Here is a 20,187-nt window from a genome sequence, read left to right as displayed (position 1 = left end):
TTGATCAATGAAGGCTAAACAGGTCAGTCAGCGGGTTTTGCGGAAAAAAACGATCGACCAGTACCCTGGCGTCTGCGCCCAGCTTGCGCGCGTACTGCTCCCGACTGAAGGGCTCGCCCGTGCGCATGTCGTAAAGCCCGCGCCCCGGATGAGGGCGATCGACCTCCTGCATCTGGATTTTCATAATGCGGTAAAACTCGCCGCTCACCTCTTCGATGCTGTCGATCTGAAAGTAGCAGCCGGGCAAAAAGATCGATTCGGCCTCTTCGGGAGAGGCTGAAAACGGCGCAATCGGTGTCGCCCGTAGGTATCGGCCCTTGGGCAAAACGAAGACCACCGAGGTGTCATCGAAGGTTACCGGCCCGATCATGGCGTTAGCGGGTGCACCGACCCGACTGCTGGCGAAGGCGCTGACCACGTAGGGATTTTCGCTGAACGAGGTGACATCAGTATTCACCAGCACATCACCGACCCTGATCTGACCGCTACGGAACACGGCACCCGAAGTCCCGCGATCACCGCTGCCGCCTCGGTACAACTCGACATCATTGTTGTACCCCACCACCTGAATGTCCTCGGCCAGTCGTTCAATGAGTCGCACCTGATTGGCCTTATTGCTCTCGCCCGTACGCAGGAACCGATTGAATTCAGAATAGTCCTGGGTATAAAGCATGATATTTCTTCCGCAGTAGTCGTCCTCACCAAGCTTGAAAACCCGATGTTTGCCATGCCAAGGGTCCTTGTAGACCTCATCGCCTTCGGGTGAAGAATCCGACATGGCCGTATCTTCAGGGCCTGGCTCCCAAATCGTCATCACGTCTTTCTGCCGGGCCAAGGCCATTTCGGCATAGTGTTGCTCATTGAACAGGTCCGTTTGCAGGTACGTGTCCCAAAACGCCGAGTGCACGGTCACATAAGGTTTGCCCGTCGCGGCGGATGTACTGCTTGACGGCACCTGCACATCCATCGGGGCACCGCCCTGCAGACCAGGCGAGTCAAGTAACGTCCACTCCCCGTCGGCACTCAGGCGCACCGGCTTGCTGCCTGCGAATGCAAAAGGATTGTCCGGGTTGACGATAAACCAGCACTGCTGCAATTCGTTGAACATCACGCGATAAGGCAGTTGTGCAAGCTTGATCCAGGTTTCGCCATTACCCAGTGTGTAGATGCCACGAAACCGGCCCTCTGCGACTGAAGGCGTAAGGCTGTCGAGCAGCAGGTTACCCTCCATATTGTCCAGCGCATGGGCCGACGCGCTGCCGCCTTCAATTACCTCGCTGGAGACCGGCTGGCCTTCGGTTGCGGCCACCGGCACAGGCTGGGGGACCGCACGTATGGACATTAAAAGCGGCAGATTGAACAGCAGATAAATGATGTTGATGATCGCGCCCAGCACGCCCGCCTTGCGCTGTGCTACGGTTTTGCCATTGAGCGCCTGATCGATGTTCAAACCGGTATTGGCGAGGCTTGCGCCAACCAGCGTCAAGGCGATCGGCCAACCCAGCGGCGCGAGCCCGCCAAACGCCTGCATGAAAGCACCCAGGTAGCCGATCCACATCTGCTTGCGCAGATCAGCATTGGAGGTCAGCAGTTCACGCGCATCGGCGGCCATTCCCTGACGGGCGACGTCTCGCAGATACACGAAGGGGTCGCCCGCAATAGGCGCCTGCACCAGATTGACGAGTCGAACGTTGGCACGCCAATCGTGCGTGAGCAACTGGCTCACCGCACGAAAGAACCGCTCACCGTCCTTTGTCCGCGACGCCTCCCCACGCAGAAACTGGCGGGTTATCGCCTTGTCTGCGTGCTCGTCCATAAACCGGGTCTTGAGCCAGCGGTACACCGCACGCTCACTGTCGAACGCCATGAAAGGCTGCTCGGCATCAGGCCAGTAGATGATCTCTCGGCCAGCGGCGGTGACAATACGCAACATGTCATGGGCCTTGATGCCATCGATATCCAGCGTGTGTACCGCGACACCGGGGGTTGAGGGAAGCGGGCTCTGCAACGCCTTAAGCGTAGGGGTCTGCAAAGGGTCTGCGGTGATAACGCACGTAACGTGCTTGAAATCGTCGGCTGAAAGATGGCCCTTGCGCAGACAGTGACTGGCGGCAACCAGATAGCGTGCCTTGACCAGGGTGCAAAAGTTCTCGCTGTGCAGGCTCCAGAAACGCTCCATACGGCGGGTGTACTGCGCGCTGAAATCAAGCGTCCACATGTCTTTGAGCACGTCCTGAGGGAGCATGGGCACCTCATTGCGCTCGTCGAAAACCCCGTGATCCGGGCCATCGGTATAGAAACCGCCATACAAGGAAAGCTCGTCGCTGGCTTCCTGATCGTGGGCGCTGAAGTGCCGCATGAGCAGCTCGATAAAGGTCATCGACTGCTCCGGCGTTCCGGAATGCTGCCAGCCGGTAAACGTGCGCGGACTGCTGCTGGCACTGCTGAAACGATGCCAATACACCTGCTCCGGGGCGAACACGCGCTGGGTGTGCTGAAGAATGATCCTGCTGGCGGCGGTATGGGCCAGATCGTAAAGATCGGGATAATCGAGAACGAACTGCTGCGCACGTGCACGCAGCAGTTGCTGGTCGGTTTTGGATGTTTCCAGGGGGGTAGGTGCCATGACGTCTTCCTGTAAGAGAGAAGTCATGCACGTAATCATTCATAAGCGTGTTGGTGGCGCTAACTATCTATCACCCTCACCTGACGCTGCAAACACTGAAGCCTTACCAACCATTCTCGGAGCCCGGGGAAATTTTCGCCCTGCCCTTGAATGGAAAATAAAAGTCCACGGCCTCGTTCAGGTGTTCGATGTACAACACGGACAAGACCTCATCGACCGGCAAATAGGAACGCTCCAGCAGATCAAAATAGTCAGGTCGCAGCTTTCTCAAGACGTCTGACATGAGTTTGGGACCGGTCAGGTCGGAAATGCGCGTCATGTACGGTGTCATTCGGTCTCTAGAGGCGCTACGCAAGGCTTCGCTGCTGTGGTCGATGAAGGGTCTGCGTGTACTGAAAAACGCCTTGTTGGTCTGTTTTTCATTCTGGAAACGCGTATTTATTTCTTTCAGGATCCTCTTCAGGACCGGGTTGTCCGGGTGGCTGGCGAAATGGCTGTTACCCGGCCCGTTGTAACTTAATTGCGGCGCATCCAGACGCCTGCCCAGCAATACATCATTGGGCCCGGCCTTCAACGGAATGCCTGCAAAAGGGACATCAATGGTGTCATCGCAATCAAGATAAATGCCGCCGTATTCGTTGATCAGTCGATAACGCAGAATGTCCGAAGCGGCCGCATAATTACGATTATCCGAGTGCATGAAATAGTTGAAGGCTTCGCCATTTTCACCACTCAGGAACGTGGGAAAGAACGCTTCTTCCTTGAGCCTGGAAATCCGCATCTGTGGATGTGCGCTGAAGTAATCCAGCAATTGCTGATGCGCCGTCGGGTGGTTGATATCGATATGCAGTTCGAAGCGCAAGTCCGGGCTGGTGCGCATGTTGTCGAGCATCCGTTCCAGCAGGTTATCGCCCGGCATGCGTTCGCCCAGCCATATATGATGAATCACACGGCTGATGGGCTCGGCATCTGAAGGCAACCTGGGCACGCGGGGGAAAGAAAAGATCTCGAAGCGGCGGCTCTGTGGCAGTTTTGCCTCCACCTTCCTGAATGCATCCTCCGACCCGCTGTTCCAGACTCCGTTGCGGTCCAGCCAGACCAGGCCGTTTGAAGACGGATCAGTGCGCCAGCATGGAATATCGGCATCGTAATACACGTTCTTCCTGATCCCCCCGATCTGAATGAAGTACTTCTCTACGACCGTTCCTTTTGCCTGGCTCAGTACTTCCTCGACCATGATCTGATCCAGTGGCACCTCGACCTGCACCTTGGGGCCCCAGCGCTGAATCTCGACGGCTGGTTCTTCAGGCACGACCGCCACCACGGCGCTCTCTGCCTCACTGGCCGGCGGCAATCGCGAGCCGTCAAAGCTTTCCCCGCCACGCAACCCGAGCTTGAGGTCAAGATCCCAATAGCCGGTGTCAATAGTCTTCACGTAGGGTCCCCAGACACGCGGATCAGAATCAGAGCGAATCCGGTACTGTTTTTCCTGTGGCACCCACTCGACCCGAAAAGCCTGATCATGCAGTTCGATGTAACTTTTGCCTTGCAGCGGATAGATACCTGCCACTTCGCCCGACGCCAGTCCCGGCAGGTCTTGAGTCACTTCCAGCGCGCGCAACAGGCGGCGCATTTTGGCATTGAGCGAACGCAAGGCACGCGGCTCTTCCCTGAATACCGGAAGCGGCCCGACTTCTATAGCCGGGTCGGTTGTTGAGGGGTCGAAAACCTCATAATCGCCTCGCGCCTCATCAATCAGTCCGGTTTCAGCGCCAGCCTCGACCGCAGTGCCCCCCTCGGCAAGGATCGGCAACGCGTTCAAAACGCCAAAGGCAATCCGCCCAAGCCCGGCCTGGCGCTCTTCGAGCGTGCGACCATTGACTGCCGCATCGACGCCAAGCCCCACCAGCGCGAGAGACAGTCCCGCAATCACGGGCATAAGCTCGGGAAAGACGATGGCGACGCCGCCCAGAACAGACACACACTCGCTCAAGCCACTGCTGACTTCCTCTTTCCAGTAGTCGTCGTGGTTGCGGATTTTTTGCAGCGCATCGGTTTCGGACTTTGCCTTGATCCGATCCTTGAAGTGCGAGAACGGCCAGGGCTGCAGCGGTTCGCCAAACTGCACCAGTCTGCGCGGGTTCCACGCACCGGTCGCGGCGTCCAGCAGCTTCGGGTAGACAGCGAAGCCTCGGAGGGCGGTGGCAACACCACTGTAGAAAAAGCCATCGACGTCATCCGTGGCACTGAAATGCCCCTCTAAAGACCGGCGCTTGCCTGGATCCTTGCACATCAGCGCGACCCAGTCCTTGAGCGCATCGGCGTTGGCGAAGGTATGAATGGGTGACGAGTTGCCGGGGATGTAGAGCAGCACGGTTGGCGAATCGGCACTGCGGATGACCATGATGTCCACGGCGCTGTAGCCGTGCACCTGCAATTCGGAAATTGTCACGCGAGTGGAAATCGGCGCGGCGACAAAAGCGTCGAAGCTCAGCTCTTTCCAACCCTGATCGGCGGGCAGCCCGAGCGCCTCCAGCACCATGTCCTTGTGCTCGGCCTTGAGCGTGTTTTCCTCAGCTTGCAGCCAGGCCGCCCTGAACAGACCGGCCTTGAGCATCAGGTTGTAGTCTTTGGCATGCGCCTGCCAGAACTGATTCAGGTAGGCGAGATAACCGGCTTGCAGGTTGTGATCCCAGATGTACTGCTTGAACGCCTCGGCAGTCAGGCGAAGTTGCGTCGTCGAATCGTAATGCTGCGGATCGGATTTGCGGTACACCGCTTCATAAGCGACGCAGTCATAGGGCGGCAGTTTTTTATCCACTCTCTGACAGTCGAGACCGTCATCATGATGGGGCTGCAAATGCCCGAGGTGATCAAACCAGTCGCCATTGCCCTTTTGCTGCCAGTTGCGCAGCAGCGCCTCGGTCAGCGTCATCGAGTGAGCGACATTGGCGCGATGAGGGGCGGGATAGAGCTTAGGGTCTTCGATATACAGCGTGACGATCAGGGTGTCGTCCGGATCGATCTCGACACCCCATCTCGACTGGCATGCCTGGGCCACATCCCGCGCAGCAAGGGCGGCAGGTGACTGCAGGGCGATCGGGTTGAGGCGGAAGTAATCGCTGACCGAATAGTCATCGCGCACCCGCGCCCAGAACTCTGCGTCAGGGTCATCACCGCCATCCCTATTGTCATCGTCGAAGTCGTAATGTGCTGCAAACTCATCGTCCATGATGAAAAACCTGCTTGATGGTTGGAGCGCCTACAGTAGGGAGCAAGAAGGCCTGGTCTGCGGTATATAGGTATATGTCAGCCGCTGGACTGCAACCAATCGTGAGCCCGGGAATGCCGGTCTGGGTCAATCGCTCGAAATTGCTCTTTGACAGCCAAGCAATTCAACAGGTTAAATCCCTTGGCACGCGGACTGCATGGTCAGTTTTCGCCCCTCTCGCTTCAATTCAGTTTTCTACGGAGTACCGCCCTTGGACGCCACCACCATCAACAGCCTGTTCCTGATCGGCGCGTTGCTGGTAGCCGCAAGCATCCTGGTCAGTTCTCTTTCGTCGCGCCTCGGCATTCCTATTCTGGTCATCATCCTCGCGGTGGGCATGGTGGCAGGCGTCGATGGCGGCGGGATCATCTTCGACAACTACGCGACCGCTTACCTGGTCGGCAACCTTGCGCTGGCGGTGATCCTGCTCGATGGCGGGCTGCGAACGCGGGTGGCCAGTTTCCGGGTTGCGCTGTGGCCTGCCTTGTCGCTGGCAACGGTGGGCGTGCTGATCACCACCGTACTGACCGGCATGGTGGCTGCCTGGCTGTTCAATCTCAGCGTCATTCAGGGCCTGTTGATCGGCGCGATCGTCGGCTCCACAGACGCCGCGGCGGTGTTCTCCCTGCTGGGCGGCAAAGGCTTGAACGAGCGCGTTACCGCCAGCCTCGAGATCGAGTCGGGCAGCAACGACCCCATGGCGGTGTTCCTGACCGTTACCCTGATCGGCATGCTCGCCAGCGGGCAGACCGGGTTGCACTGGGGGCTGCTGGGGCACCTGATCCAGGAATTCGGTATCGGCAGCTTCATCGGCCTGGGCGGCGGCTGGATCCTCCTGCAACTGGTCAACCGCATCAATCTGGCGGCCGGCCTCTACCCAATTCTGGTGATTGCCGGCGGCCTGGCGATCTTCGCCCTGACCAACGCTATCCACGGCAGCGGTTTTCTCGCGGTCTACCTGTGCGGTCTGGTGCTCGGCAACCGGCCGATTCGCAGCCGCCACGGCATCCTGCATATGCTCGATGGCATGGCCTGGCTGGCGCAGATCGGCATGTTTCTGGTGCTGGGCCTGCTGGTCACGCCACACGATCTGCTGCCGATTGCGATTCCGGCGCTGGGCCTGGCGCTGTGGATGATTCTGGTGGCACGCCCGCTGTCGGTGATGGTCGGCCTGCTGCCGTTCAAGGCCTTCCATGGCCGCGAAAAAGCCTTTATCGCCTGGGTCGGCCTGCGCGGCGCGGTACCGATCATCCTCGCGGTGTTCCCGCTGATGGCCGGCCTGCCCAATGCGCAGCTGTACTTCAACCTGGCGTTCTTTATCGTACTGGTTTCGCTGTTGCTGCAAGGCACCAGCCTGCCGTGGATGGCCAAATTGCTGAAAGTGACGGTTCCGCCTGATCCCGCACCGATTTCCCGAGCCGCGCTGGAGGTACACGTCACCAGCGAATGGGAGCTGTTCGTCTACCGCCTGGGCGCCGAAAAGTGGTGCATCGGTGCAGCACTGCGCGAACTGAAGATGCCGGAAGGCACGCGTATCGCGGCACTGTTCCGCGGCCAGCAACTGCTCCATCCGTCCGGCAGTACGACACTGGAAGTGGGTGATCTGCTGTGTGTGATCGGCCACGAACACGACCTTCCGGCGCTGGGCAAATTGTTCAGCCAGGCACCGCAGCGTGGGCTGGACCTGCGTTTCTTCGGCGACTTCGTGCTCGAAGGCGACGCAAGGCTGGGTGAAGTGGCGGCCCTTTATGGCCTGAAACTCGACGGCATCGACCCAGGAATGCCACTCAGCCAGTTCATCGTGCAGAAGAACCGTGGCGAGCCGGTGGTGGGCGACCAGGTTGAATGGAATGGAACTATTTGGACCGTTGCCGTCATGGACGGGAACAAGATCCAGAAAGTGGGCGTCAAATTCCCCGAAGGAACCCGCCCGGGCCCCGGACTGTTCCTTTAAACTGCCAACCCACACGTATCATCATGCGACCGGTGTCTATGTTTTCCCTGCGTTCCTTTTGTGCTGCCGCACTGTTTGCGCTCTGCCTGTCTTCTTTCCCGGCGCTCGCCGCCGACCCGCCCAGCAGCGACGCTGTTCAGCAAAGCCTCGACAAGATTGCCGACCGCAAGCTGCCTGACGCCGAGCAAAAGGCACTGCAGCAGGTCCTCGAGCAGACACTGGCGTTTCTGAACAGCAAGCAGGACAGCGAGCAGAAGCTCGAAGCGCTCAAACAGCAGCTCGCCCAGGCGCCAAAACAGACTTCGGAAAACCAGCGTGAACTGGCCCGCCTGAAAGAAAGCAAAGTGGTGCCCGTGGCCCAGCGCTATGGCGGCCTCGACGTGCCGCAGCTGGAGCAACTGCTCAGTCAGCGCAGCACCCAGCAGAGTGATCTGCAGAGCGAACTCAACGACGCCAACAGTCTGGCCATTACCGCGCAGACCCGGCCTGAGCGCGCCCAGACTGAAATCAGCGCCAATCAGACGCGCATTCAGCAGATCAACGCCATCCTCAAGAATGGCAAGGACAACGGCAAGACCCTGAGCGCCGACCAGCGCAACCTGCTCAATGCAGAACTGGCCTCGATCAACGCCCTCAACCTGCTGCGCCGTCAGGAACTGGCCGGCAACAGCCAGTTGCAGGACCTGGGCAACAGCCAGCACGACTTGCTGACCGAGAAGGTGGCGCGTCAGGAGCAGGAAATTCAGGACCTGCAGACCCTGATCAACGACAAGCGTCGTGCCCAGTCGCAAAAAACGGTCGCCGATCTGTCTCTGGAAGCGCAAAAGTCCGGTGGCAGCAGCCTGCTGGCGACCGAAAGCGCCGCCAACCTCAAGCTGTCGGACTACCTGTTGCGCGGCACCGATCGCCTCAACGAGCTGACCCAGCAGAACCTCAAGACCAAGCAGCAACTGGACAACCTGACCCAGACCGATCAAGCCCTCAGCGAGCAGATCAACGTGCTGAGCGGCAGCCTGCTGCTGTCCAAGATTCTCTACAAGCAGAAGCAGGCGTTGCCGCATCTGGAGCTGGACAAGGGGCTGGCCGACGAAATCGCCAACATTCGTCTGTATCAGTTCGACATCAACCAGCAACGCGAACAGATGAGCACGCCGACCGCTTACGTCGAAAAGCTCCTGGCTACCCAGCCGCCTGAAAACGTCACCCCACAACTGCGCCGGACGCTGCTGGACCTGGCCATCACTCGCAGTGACTTGCTTGAGCGGCTCAATCGCGAGCTGAGCGCGTTGCTCAACGAGTCCATCACGCTACAGCTGAATCAGAAGCAGCTGACCAGTACCGCTCAGGGGCTGCGCGCCACACTCGACGAGCAGATGTTCTGGATCCCCAGCAACAAGCCGCTGGACGTGGAATGGTTTCAGAATATCTGGCCGCGCCTGCAAAAGCAGGTCGCCACCCTGCCATGGACGTCCAGCCTCAGCGAACTGTCAGACGGCCTGACTCAGCGTCCGCTGCTGTTCCTGCCCTTGCTGCTGTTGATCGGCATACTGACCTGGAGGCGCAAGGCGCTGTATCAGAAGCTCAATCGCCTGCACGCCGACATCGGTCACTTCAAACGTGACAGTCAATGGAAGACGCCGCTGGCACTGCTGATCAACGTGCTGCTGGCCATGCCCGTCGCGCTGGGGCTGGCGCTGTGCGGCTACGCGCTGCAGATCGACGCCCGCGGTCAAAACGCCAACCTCGGCGAGGCCTTGCTGCAGATCGCCCTCGCCTGGCTGGTGTTCTACACCGCCTACCGCGTGCTCGCCCCGTCAGGTGTTGCGCAACTGCACTTCCGCTGGGAAACAGCGCAGGTCGAATTCCTGCGTGGCTGGGTGCGACGCCTGGGGCTGGTCGTTCTGGCCCTGGTGGCGGTGGTGGCCGTTGCTGAACACCAGCCTGCCGCACTGGCCGACGACGTGCTGGGGATCGGCGTGGTGCTGACCTGTTACGCCCTGATGACCTGGCTGCTCGGTCGCCTGCTGATCTCAAGCCCCACGCATCACAATGCCTCACTGTTCCGCAAAACCGTCGGCGTGGTGTTCACGGCATTGCCGGTCGCGCTCTTCCTGGCGGTTTGCTTTGGCTACTACTACACCGCGCTCAAGCTCAGCGACCGTCTGATCGACACTCTGTACCTGATGATGATCTGGCTGATGGTCGAGGCGACGTTCGTCCGCGGCCTGAGCGTGGCCGCCCGGCGTCTGGCCTATCAGCGCGCGCTGGCCAAGCGTCAGGCAGCCAGAGAAAACGGCGACAGCGACATTCCGGTCGAAGAACCCAAGCTGGACATCGAACAGGTCAACCAGCAGTCGCTGCGCCTGATTCGCCTGGCCCTGCTGGCCGGATTCGTCGGCGCGCTGTACCTGGTCTGGGCCGAGCTGATCACTGTGTTCGCCTATCTCGATAACATCATTCTCTACGAATACACCAGCGGCACCGGTGCCAACATGAGCATGGTGCCGATCAGCCTGAGCGACTTCCTCGGCGCTGGGGTGATCATCGTCATCACCTTCGTGCTCGCCGGCAACCTGCCCGGCCTGCTGGAAGTGCTGGTGCTGTCACGCATGAACCTAGCGCAGGGCAGTGCCTACGCGACAACCACGCTGCTGTCGTACACCATCGCCGGTGTCGGCTTCGTCACCACGCTGTCGACGCTGGGCGTGAGCTGGGACAAATTGCAGTGGCTGGTCGCAGCGCTGTCGGTGGGTCTGGGCTTCGGCATGCAGGAAATCTTCGCCAACTTCATCTCCGGCATCATGATCCTCTTCGAACGTCCGGTGCGGATCGGCGACACCATCACCATCGGCGCTCTGTCGGGGACGGTCAGCAAGATCCGCATCCGTGCCACGACCATCACCGACTTCGACCGCAAGGACATCATCGTCCCGAACAAGACTTTCATCACCGGCCAGCTCATCAACTGGTCGCTGACCGACACCGTTACCCGCGTAACCCTCAAGCTGGGCGTGGATTACGGCTCGGACCTGGACCTGGTACGCTCCCTGCTGCTGCAAGCCGCCCGGGAAAACCCTCGGGTGCTCAAGGAACCAGAGCCGATCGTCTACTTCCTGAACTTCGGCGAAAGTACCCTCGACCACGAACTGCGCATGCACGTACGCGACCTGGGCGACCGCAACCCGGTACTCGACGAGATCAACCGCTTCATCAATCGCGAGTTCAAGAAGCAGCACATCAACATCTCGTTCCGCCAGATGGAGATCTACCTCAAGAACACCCAGGGCCTGGAATACAAACTGGTGCCCGCAGAGCCAAGCGACAAGGGCAATGCGCCGACCGGAAAAACCACCCTGCAGCCGGTGAACACTACCGTAACCCCGGCGACCAAGGATGCGCCCGAGCCGCCGGAGTTGCGGCTGGATTGAGAATACTGACAGTGGGTGTCGACCGCGGTCGACACCCACCAGCAATCAAATCAGGCCTCAACCCGCCCAATCACCACCTTCGCCTCCAGATATCCCCCAGGCTCCTTGCTGATCTGCACAGTTCCGGCACACGGTGCCAGTATCGATGTTTCCATCTTCATCGCCTCCATGATGGCGATCACCTGTCCCTTCTCTACCGTCGCACCGTCTTCAACCGCCCAGGCATGCAGGTTGCCCGCGACCGGCGTCAGTACTGCGTGCGGGTCCGGGGCTTCGGCAGTTGGCTGGCTGGCGTCAGCCGGTGCGGCAGCGTTCAGGCTCATGCCGGCCAGCAGCGCAGCAGGCAGGCCCAGTTCGTGGCGTTTGCCGTCGATTTCAACGAAGGTGCGCAGCACGCCCGGGTCGGCCGGTTCTGCGTTGCGCGGGGCGATGGTGACGTGCTCGGCGAAGTCGGTTTCGATCCAGCGGGTGTGGACGGCAAAGGTATTGGCCGCCGTGAAGTCGTCATGGTCCATGACCGCCCGATGGAACGGCAGCACGGTGGCCACGCCTTCCACCTTGAACTCGGCCAACGCACGGCGGGCGCGGCTGATGGCCTGTTCGCGGGTTGCGCCGGTGACGATCAGCTTGGCGATCATCGAGTCGAAGTTCGGTGAGACCCGTGAGCCTTCCGTCACGCCGGTGTCCAGACGCACGCCCGGGCCGGATGGCGGCTGGAATACCGCGATAGACCCCGGCGTCGGCAGAAAGCCGTTGCCCGCGTCTTCGGCATTGATGCGGAATTCAAAGCTGTGGCCGCGCGGCACAGGTGTACCGTCGAACGACAGCGGCAGGCCGTCGGCGACGCGAAGTTGTTCGATGACCAGATCCACACCGCTGGTTTCTTCCGTCACCGGGTGTTCGACCTGCAAGCGCGTGTTGACCTCCAGGAACGACAGGGTGCCATCACCGCTGAGCAGGAACTCCACTGTACCGGCACCGACATAGCCCGCTTCGGCGCAGACCGCGCGGGCCGACTCATGAATGCGCTGACGCAGCTCGTCGGTCAGGTAAGGGGCCGGGGCTTCCTCGATCAGCTTCTGGTTGCGACGCTGCAACGAGCAATCCCGGGTGCCGACCACAACCACCCGGCCATGCCGGTCGGCGATGATCTGCGCTTCAATGTGCCGTGGGCGGTCCAGAAAGCGTTCGACGAAGCACTCGCCACGACCGAACGCGGTCACCGCTTCACGCACCGCAGACTCGTACAACTCGCTGACTTCATCGAGCTTCCAGGCGACTTTCAGGCCGCGACCACCGCCGCCAAAGGCTGCCTTGATGGCAATCGGCAGGCCGTGCTGCTCGGCAAACGCGACCACCTCGGAGGCATCGTTCACCGGGTCTTCAGTACCGGCCACCAGCGGTGCGCCGACTTTCAGGGCTATACGCCGCGCCTGGACCTTGTCACCCAGTGCGTCGATGGTCGCAGGATCGGGGCCGATCCAGATCAGACCGGCATCGATCACAGCGCGGGCGAATTCGGCGCGCTCCGAGAGAAAGCCGTAGCCGGGGTGAACCGCGTCGGCACCGGCACGAGCGGCAACCGCCAGCAGCTTTTCGATATTCAGGTAGGTGTCGGTCGGGCGCTCGCCCTGCAACCCATAGGCTTCATCGGCCTGACGCACGTGCAGCGCGTCGATATCGGCATCGGCGTACACCGCCACCGAGGCGACTCCATAGTCACGGCAGGCACGGGCAATACGAACGGCAATTTCGCCACGATTGGCAATCAGAACCTTTTTCATCTGTTCTTGGTCTCGTCTGAAGTGGCGGGGCGCACTGGCTCGAAGGCGCTCAGCGGATTGAAGCGAATGCGGGCATTGACCGGAATCTGCCCGGCCTTGTCGAGGTGGTAAGTGGCGACTGCGCCGATGACCGGGTAACCGCCGGTCAACGGGTGATCGGCCAGAAACAGCACCGGCTGGCCACTGGGCGGCACCTGAATGGCGCCGACCGTGGTGCCCTCACTGGGCAACTCGCCATCGACGGCACGTTGCAGCGATTGCTCGCCCGCCAGGCGAATACCGATACGGTTGGATTGCGGCGTGACCCGCCAGGTCTGTTGCGCCAGCAGTTGCTGGGCTTCGGCGCTGAACCAGTCACTGCGCGGGCCCATGACCACATCCAGGGTGATGACCTCATCGCTACGCGGCATCTCGAAGGCCGGTTGTTCGGCAGTCGATACTGAAAGGCCGCCAGTTCTGCGCGTGAAGCCCAGCCGGTCACCCGCTGCCAGCGCGGCGGGCCCAACCTGGGCCAGCGTGTCAGTGGACAGGCTGCCAAGCACCGGCTCATGAATGAAACCGCCACGAACCGCCAGATAATTGCGCAGACCGGCGCTGGGCGAACCGATGCTCACCTGATCGCCGCTCTGCAAAGCCAGCGGTGCATACAACGGCGCCTGCAGCTTTTGTCCTTCGGCGGTCAGCACCTCGACGCTGACCTGGGCCCCGGTAATCGCCACAACAGTCTGCCCCTGACAGGTGAAGGTCAGCCCGCCCATGAGAATTTCCAGGCACGCCGTCGCCGGATCGTTGCCCACCGCGCGGTTGGCAGCACGCAAGGCGCCGCGATCCAGCGCGCCCGATGCGGACACACCCTGCCCTGCCCGACCTGGACGACCCAGGTCCTGAAACAGGGTCTGCAGACCTGGCGTTACGATCTGCAGATAGTCCTCGTTGACCGTCGTCGCCTGCGGCCGGACAGGTGCGGCAACCTGCACACGGGTCTCCGGGAGCGGACCGGCATCCTGGAAACGCACGCGGTAGCCGGGCTGAAGCAAGGCGGGCTCGTCGCGGCCCAGATCCCACATGGTTGAGGGGGTCACCCCGATGATCTGCCAGCCGCCGGGGCTGGCCTGTGGATAAATGCCACTGAAACCACCGGCCAGCGCCACTGCGCCAGCCGGAATACGCGTGCGCGGCGTGCTGCGTCGTGGGACCACGAAGCCGGCGCCGCCGCTGAGGTAGGCAAAACCGGGCGCAAAGCCGCAGAACGCAACGTTGTAGTCGCTGCCGGTGTGGCGCTTGATCACTTCCTCGACGCTGATGCCCAGCTCTCGGGCGACATCGGCCAGGTCTTCGCCGTTGTAATGCACAGGTATTTCGATCAGTTTGCCCGCCTCGCGTGCCTTGCCACGAATGTCCCGCGAGGCGATCTGTGTGGCGAGGGCTTCGAAGCCGATGGCGGCTGGTCGAAAATGCACCAGCAACGTCCGGGCAGCCGGAACGATTTCCTCCACGCCAGCGATGGGCATCTGCTGTAACGATTCGAACAGGGCCAGGGTCTCGTCCAGATTCGACAGTTCAACCAGGAGTGCATCCAGGTTGGCCGGGTAGAAACGCATGAGCCTCTCCTATACGTGGTAGTAGCTGTCCGGAATATCGGTAATGAACATGTGGCCCGGCGCATGAGAAATCGCAAACGGCACACGGGACGCCATGACCACCGCCTGCGGGGTCACACCGCAGGCCCAGAACACCGGAATCTCGCCGGGCCTGATCGTCACCGCATCACCAAAGTCAGGGTTCGCCAGGTCGTCGATGCCGAGCAGTCCAGGCTCGCCGACGTGTACCGGCGCGCCGTGCACACCGGGATAGCGCCCGGTGATGCGCGCCGCTTCGGCCACCCGGTCCGCCGCGATCGGGCGCATCGACACCACCATGTTGCCCTGCAGGCGGCCGGCCGGGCGGCAGATCCGGTTGCTGCGGTACATCGGCACATTGCAGCCTTCGCTGATGTGGCGCACATCGATGCCGGCGTGCATCAGGTCGGTTTCGAAGGTGAAACTGCAGCCGATCAGAAAGCTGACCAGATCAGTGTGCTGCGCCCAGATGTGGCTCACATCACTCAGCTCTTCGGCCAGTTGCCCATCGCGCCAGACCCGGTACAGCGGCAGGTCGGTGCGCAGATCAGCCTGTTCGGCCAACAGCGTGGTGTGGCTGCCGGGCTCGGTCACATCCAGCACCGGGCAGGCTTGCGGGTTGCGCTGCGCGAACAGCAGAAAGTCATACGCCCATTCACGCGGCAGCGTGATCATGTTGCACTGGGTCAGACCGGGCGCTTCGCCGGCGGTCGGCGCGACGAATCCCTGGCGATAACGGGCACGGGCGGCGCTGGCTGCCTCGCGGGCGAGTTGCAGTGAATTCATGATCAACCTCGATTGAATGCGCGGACAGTGACGCCTGCATCGTGCAAACGGTTTTTCAGGATGCGGGCGATGTTCACCGCGCCCGGGCTGTCGCCATGCACGCAGATCGAATCGGCCTGCAGGCTGATTTCGCGGCCGTCTTCAGCCTCAATGATGCCTTCGCGCACCAGGCGCAGCATGCGTTCGGCGATCAGTTCGGCGTCGTGCAGCACGGCACCGGGCCGCGAGCGCGAGACCAGCGTGCCTTCAGCGGTATAGGCGCGGTCGGCGAACGCTTCGGCGACGCAGGAAAGCCCGGCGTCGCGTGCCCAGTCGAGCAGCGGGGAATTAGCCAGGCACACCAGCTTCAACGCGGGGTCAATACGCAGCAGCGCCTGAATGACTGCCGCGGCCTGACGCTGATCACCGGCAATGGTGTTGTACAGCGCGCCGTGAGGCTTGACGTAGCTCACGCGGGTCCCGGCGCTGCGGGCCAGGCCCTGAAGCGCGCCGATCTGATAAATGACGTCGGCGGTCAGTTGGTCGCTCGGGATGTCCATGTTGCGGCGGCCAAACCCTACCAGGTCCGGGTAGGCCACATGCGCGCCGATGGCAACGCCCCGGGCCGCAGCGGCCTCAAGGGTGCGCAGGATTCCGGCCGGGTCACCGGCATGGAAGCCGCAGGCCACATTGGCGCTGCTGACCACATCGAGAATCGCCTCGTCGTCGCCCATGCTCCAGGCGCCGAAGCTTTCACCGAGATCACTGTTGAGGTCTATTGCAGGCATTTTTATTCTCCGAAATCAGGCTGCATTGATGAAGGCAAAGATGGCTCCCGCCGATTTGAACGCCATGTACCACGACAGCAGACAGGTCAGCACGCCCAGCACCAATAGCCAGCGCGGGTAGTGGTAGCCGTCCATCATGTCGGACCGGCGCCAGCCGACGTACATGAAAATGCTCAGGCCCAGTGGCAGGATCAAACCGTTGAAGCCCCCGGCAAAGACCAGCAGCGCGGCCGGTGGTTTGCCCCACATGACGTATACGACCACGGTGATCAGGATAAAGCCGACAGTTGCCAGGTTGCGCACGCGCTCGGTGATGCGTTTGGAAAATACCGTGATGAACGACATCGAAGTATAGGACGCGCCGATCACGCTGCTGATGCCGGCCGCCCAGAGCACCAGGCCGAACATGATCAGGCCGAAGTTGCCAGCGGCAGCGGTGAACGCCTGGGCCGCAGGGTTTGCGCCCTGGCCGGATACATCGATGACGACGCCGCTGGCGACCACGCCGAGGATCGCCAGAAACAGTATGTAACGGACAACCCCGGTGACCAGAATACCGGTCAGCGCCGCCTTGGACACGACATCGATGTTCTCGACCCCGACGGTGCCGCGATCCAGCAAGCGGTGAGCACCGGCGTAAGTGATATAGCCACCGACCGTGCCGCCGACAATGGTGGTGATGGCCGCGAAATCGACCATGTCCGGCAGGATCGTCTGGCGCAGGGCCTCGCCCAGCGGCGGATGCGAGGCAAAGGCGGCGAAGAGGATCAGGCAGACCTTCAGAGTGCCCAGCACCATCATGATGCGGTCCATGGCAATGCCGGCGCGGTGCGATGAGAAAATCGCGATGGCGATCAGCGCGCTCAAGGCGCCCCCCCATTTGGGGTCAAGACCGGTCAACGCATTCAAGCCCAGGCCCGCACCGGCGATGTTGCCCAGACTGAACACCAGGCCGCCGAAGATGACCAGTACGGCGAGCAGATAACCGCTGCCCGGGATCGCTGCGTTGGCCAGATCGGCCGCGCGCATTCTGGTCAGCGTCACGATGCGCCAGACATTCAACTGCACCACGAAGTCGATCAGGATCGAGGCCAGAATGCCGAAGGCGAATGCCGCTCCCAGAGTCGCGGTGAACGTGGCTGTCTGGGTCAGAAAACCAGGACCGATGGCAGACGTCGCCATCATGAAGATCGCGGCGATCAAAGAGGCGCGGCGCGCCTTGGTGAACTCATTGGCAGTCTGTGTCACGGCGGCATTCCTGAGATGAGGGGTATTCTGCCAGAGCAATGACCATGCCAAAGGTCATTCAAACGCGCCAAGTTGTAGATCTATAAAGATAATATTGTTGAACAATGTAGGTGATATGAATCAACCATGTGCACCATGTTGTTACGCGAGGACTCAGATGTGCTACCTGATGAAGCATCTGCTGACCTTCGTCCTTGCCAGCCAATGAGCTGTCGTGGAATATCGACCTGGCTTTTCTTTCTCTGGACCCTTTATGAACGACGCTGCTTCTGCCCTCCCTCGCACCCTCGGAGAATCGATCACCACTGAGCTTCGCAGAATGCTGGTCGAGGGCGAGCTGGTACCCGGTCAGCGCCTCTCGGAAGCCGCGCTGGCCGAGAGTCTGGATATTTCCCGTAACACCCTCAGAGAAGCCTTCAGAGTGCTGACCCGCGAAGGACTGCTGACCCACGAACCCAATCGAGGGGTCACCGTGGCCAAGCCTGATATGGCTTCAATCATCGATATCTACCGAATTCGGCGCTTCATCGAATGCGGGGCGATTGCCCAGGCTTATCCACAGCATCCCGGTGTGCTGCACATGCGCAACGCGGTCGAGGCCGGCGTGCAGGCGCGTGAGGCCAAGGACTGGATTGCCGTGGGCACCGCCAACATGATGTTTCACAAGGCCATCGTCGAGCTGTCCGACAGCCCGCGACTGGCGGCGTTTTATGCGCAGATATCAGCAGAGTTGCGCCTGGCCTTCGGGCTGCTCAACGACCCGGAGCTGCTGCATTCGCCCTATCTGGACATGAATGCAGCGGTACTCGGGCGCCTTGACGCGGGCAAGACCGATGAGGCGACGCGCATGCTCGAGGATTATCTGGTGCAATCGGAACGAACGATTCTGGCCGCCTTCGAGCGAAGCCGGAACCGGTAGTCCGGGCGCAGGCCCATCACCAGAACTACCACCCAGGGACCCGGTCTACGGGTTCTGACCGTTGCAACACGCCCGACGAGCCAGGCAGGCCGCCGCTTCGTTGAAAGCCTGAAATTCCCCTCTGGAGGCGATACGCTTTGAAAGCACTCGACGAACTCACTTTCGACAACCGCTTTGCCCGTCTGGGCGATGCGTTCTCCACTTCCGTGCTGCCTGAACCCATCGATGCGCCGCAGCTTGTGGTTGCCAGCCAGTCAGCGCTGGCACTGCTGGACCTGGCGCCTGAACAGGCCGATCTGCCGCTGTTCGCGGAAATCTTCAGCGGCCACAAGCTGTGGTCCGAGGCAGAGCCGCGGGCAATGGTGTATTCCGGGCATCAGTTTGGCTCCTACAACCCGCGCCTGGGCGACGGTCGCGGGCTGTTGCTAGGCGAGGTGTACAACGACGCTGGCGAGCACTGGGACCTGCACCTCAAGGGCGCAGGCCGCACACCGTATTCACGGATGGGTGACGGGCGCGCCGTACTGCGCTCGTCGATCCGCGAGTTTCTGGCCTCCGAAGCCCTGCACGCGCTGGGCATCCCCAGCAGCCGCGCGGGGTGTGTGGTCAGCTCCAGCACGCCGGTGTGGCGCGAAACCCAGGAACATGCAGCCATGGTGCTGCGTCTGGCGCAGAGCCATGTGCGCTTCGGCAGTCTGGAATACTTTTTCTACACCAAACAGCCAGAGCAGTTGAAGACCCTCGCCGAGCATGTGCTGACGATGCATTACCCGCACTGCCAGGAGCAGCCTGAGCCGTATCTGGCGATGTTCCGGGAAATCGTCGAGCGTAACGCCGAGCTGATTGCCAAGTGGCAGGCCTACGGCTTCTGTCATGGCGTGATGAATACCGACAACATGTCGATTCTGGGCATTACCTTCGATTTCGGACCGTTCGCGTTTCTGGACGATTTCGATGAGCACTTCATCTGCAACCATTCCGATCACGAAGGTCGCTACTCCTTCAGCAATCAGGTGCCTATCGCGCAATGGAACCTCAGCGCGCTGGCACAGGCGCTGACCCCGTTCATCAGCGTGGAAGCGTTGCGCGAGGCCATCGGTTTGTTCCTGCCGCTGTATCAGGCGCACTACATGGACCTGATGCGCCGCCGACTGGGCCTGACCGTTGCCCAGGAGCAGGACGAACAACTGGTCAGTCAGTTGCTGAAGCTGATGCAGAACAGTGGCGTGGATTACACCCTGTTCTTCCGCCGCCTGGGTGACCAGCCAGCCGCCGAGGCGTTGCGCACATTGCGTGACGACTTTGTCGATATCAAGGGCTTCGATGCCTGGGCAGAAGCGTATCAGACGCGTATTGCCGTCGAGGACAACGGCACCGAGCAGGAGCGTCAAACCCGCATGCATGCGGTCAATCCGCTGTACATCCTGCGCAACTACCTGGCGCAGAACGCCATCGCCGCAGCGGAAAAAGGCGACTACGAAGAAGTCCGCCGCCTGCATCGAGTGCTCTGCACCCCCTTCACCGAACAGCCCGGCATGCAAGGCTACGCCCAACGCCCGCCGGACTGGGGCAAGCACCTGGAAATCAGCTGTTCGTCGTGAGGCATTTGTCCTCTATCGTGCCCATGCTGGAGCGTGAGGAACGATCATCACACTATCGTGCGGCGCTCCGCGTCGCATGCCGTTCTGGACGCTCCGCGTCCTATCCGGAATGTGCGGTGCGGCACAGATCTGTGACGCGGAGCGTCACGCACGGCATTCCCACGCTGGAGCGTGCGGAACGATA

At 61.1% G+C, this 20,187-nt stretch carries 11 protein-coding genes; 4 read left to right on the top strand and 7 right to left on the bottom strand.

All coding sequences use genetic code 11. The features are described from left to right. Nucleotides 1-4: 4 nt before the first annotated feature. Nucleotides 5-2,626: a dermonecrotic toxin domain-containing protein gene (locus PI739_RS08240; protein ID WP_054081285.1), complete on the bottom strand. Its 2,622-nt coding sequence runs from the start codon at nucleotides 2,624-2,626 to the stop codon at nucleotides 5-7. A gap of 103 nt (nucleotides 2,627-2,729) precedes the next feature. Further along, nucleotides 2,730-5,858, bottom strand: coding sequence for a dermonecrotic toxin domain-containing protein (locus PI739_RS08235; protein WP_271351689.1), 3,129 nt, complete (start codon nucleotides 5,856-5,858; stop codon nucleotides 2,730-2,732). Between the two features lie 250 nt (nucleotides 5,859-6,108). Between PI739_RS08235 and PI739_RS08230 the strand changes: the two genes are divergently transcribed. Both PI739_RS08230 and mscK read left to right on the top strand, forming a co-directional pair. Further along, nucleotides 6,109-7,851, top strand: a complete 1,743-nt coding sequence (locus PI739_RS08230; protein ID WP_003432036.1) for a potassium/proton antiporter — start codon at nucleotides 6,109-6,111, stop codon at nucleotides 7,849-7,851. Between the two features lie 38 nt (nucleotides 7,852-7,889). After that, a complete protein-coding gene (gene mscK, locus PI739_RS08225; RefSeq protein WP_003432039.1) occupies nucleotides 7,890-11,279 on the top strand; it encodes a mechanosensitive channel MscK in 3,390 nt (1,129 codons plus the stop codon). A 50-nt stretch (nucleotides 11,280-11,329) separates the two neighbouring features. On the opposite strand, the gene PI739_RS08220 is transcribed toward mscK, so the two are convergent. Genes PI739_RS08220 through PI739_RS08200 form a run of 5 tightly spaced genes read right to left on the bottom strand, consistent with a single transcriptional unit; the run spans nucleotide 11,330 to nucleotide 17,483 of the window. Then, on the bottom strand, nucleotides 11,330-13,063 hold the full coding sequence (locus tag PI739_RS08220; protein WP_054081283.1) for an acetyl/propionyl/methylcrotonyl-CoA carboxylase subunit alpha: 1,734 nt from the start codon (nucleotides 13,061-13,063) through the stop codon (nucleotides 11,330-11,332). After that, nucleotides 13,060-14,664: a 5-oxoprolinase subunit B/C family protein gene (locus PI739_RS08215; RefSeq protein WP_054081282.1), complete on the bottom strand. Its 1,605-nt coding sequence runs from the start codon at nucleotides 14,662-14,664 to the stop codon at nucleotides 13,060-13,062. The genes PI739_RS08220 and PI739_RS08215 overlap by 4 nt, the downstream gene beginning before the upstream one ends. A gap of 9 nt (nucleotides 14,665-14,673) precedes the next feature. Then, nucleotides 14,674-15,468 carry a putative hydro-lyase gene (locus tag PI739_RS08210; RefSeq protein ID WP_003366165.1) on the bottom strand — a complete coding sequence of 265 codons (795 nt, stop codon included), beginning with the start codon at nucleotides 15,466-15,468 and terminating at the stop codon, nucleotides 14,674-14,676. Nucleotides 15,469-15,470: 2 nt separating this feature from the next. Beyond that, on the bottom strand, nucleotides 15,471-16,235 hold the full coding sequence (locus tag PI739_RS08205) for a LamB/YcsF family protein (RefSeq protein ID WP_003366163.1): 765 nt from the start codon (nucleotides 16,233-16,235) through the stop codon (nucleotides 15,471-15,473). 15 nt (nucleotides 16,236-16,250) lie between these two features. Further along, nucleotides 16,251-17,483, bottom strand: coding sequence for an NRAMP family divalent metal transporter (locus tag PI739_RS08200; protein ID WP_002551747.1), 1,233 nt, complete (start codon nucleotides 17,481-17,483; stop codon nucleotides 16,251-16,253). A gap of 253 nt (nucleotides 17,484-17,736) precedes the next feature. Here PI739_RS08200 and PI739_RS08195 point away from each other — a divergent pair, with 253 nt between their 5' ends. Next, a complete protein-coding gene (locus tag PI739_RS08195) occupies nucleotides 17,737-18,402 on the top strand; it encodes a GntR family transcriptional regulator (protein ID WP_005778794.1) in 666 nt (221 codons plus the stop codon). A 137-nt stretch (nucleotides 18,403-18,539) separates the two neighbouring features. Then, nucleotides 18,540-20,003 carry a protein adenylyltransferase SelO gene (selO, locus tag PI739_RS08190; protein WP_054081281.1) on the top strand — a complete coding sequence of 488 codons (1,464 nt, stop codon included), beginning with the start codon at nucleotides 18,540-18,542 and terminating at the stop codon, nucleotides 20,001-20,003. Nucleotides 20,004-20,187: the final 184 nt, after the last annotated feature.

It is taken from the genome of Pseudomonas cerasi (assembly GCF_027983475.1).
In the GTDB taxonomy this organism is placed as follows: Bacteria; Pseudomonadota; Gammaproteobacteria; order Pseudomonadales; family Pseudomonadaceae; genus Aquipseudomonas; species Aquipseudomonas cerasi.
The sequence above is the reverse complement of the archived record's forward strand: the minus strand, read 5'-3'. Positions and strand labels throughout refer to the sequence as shown.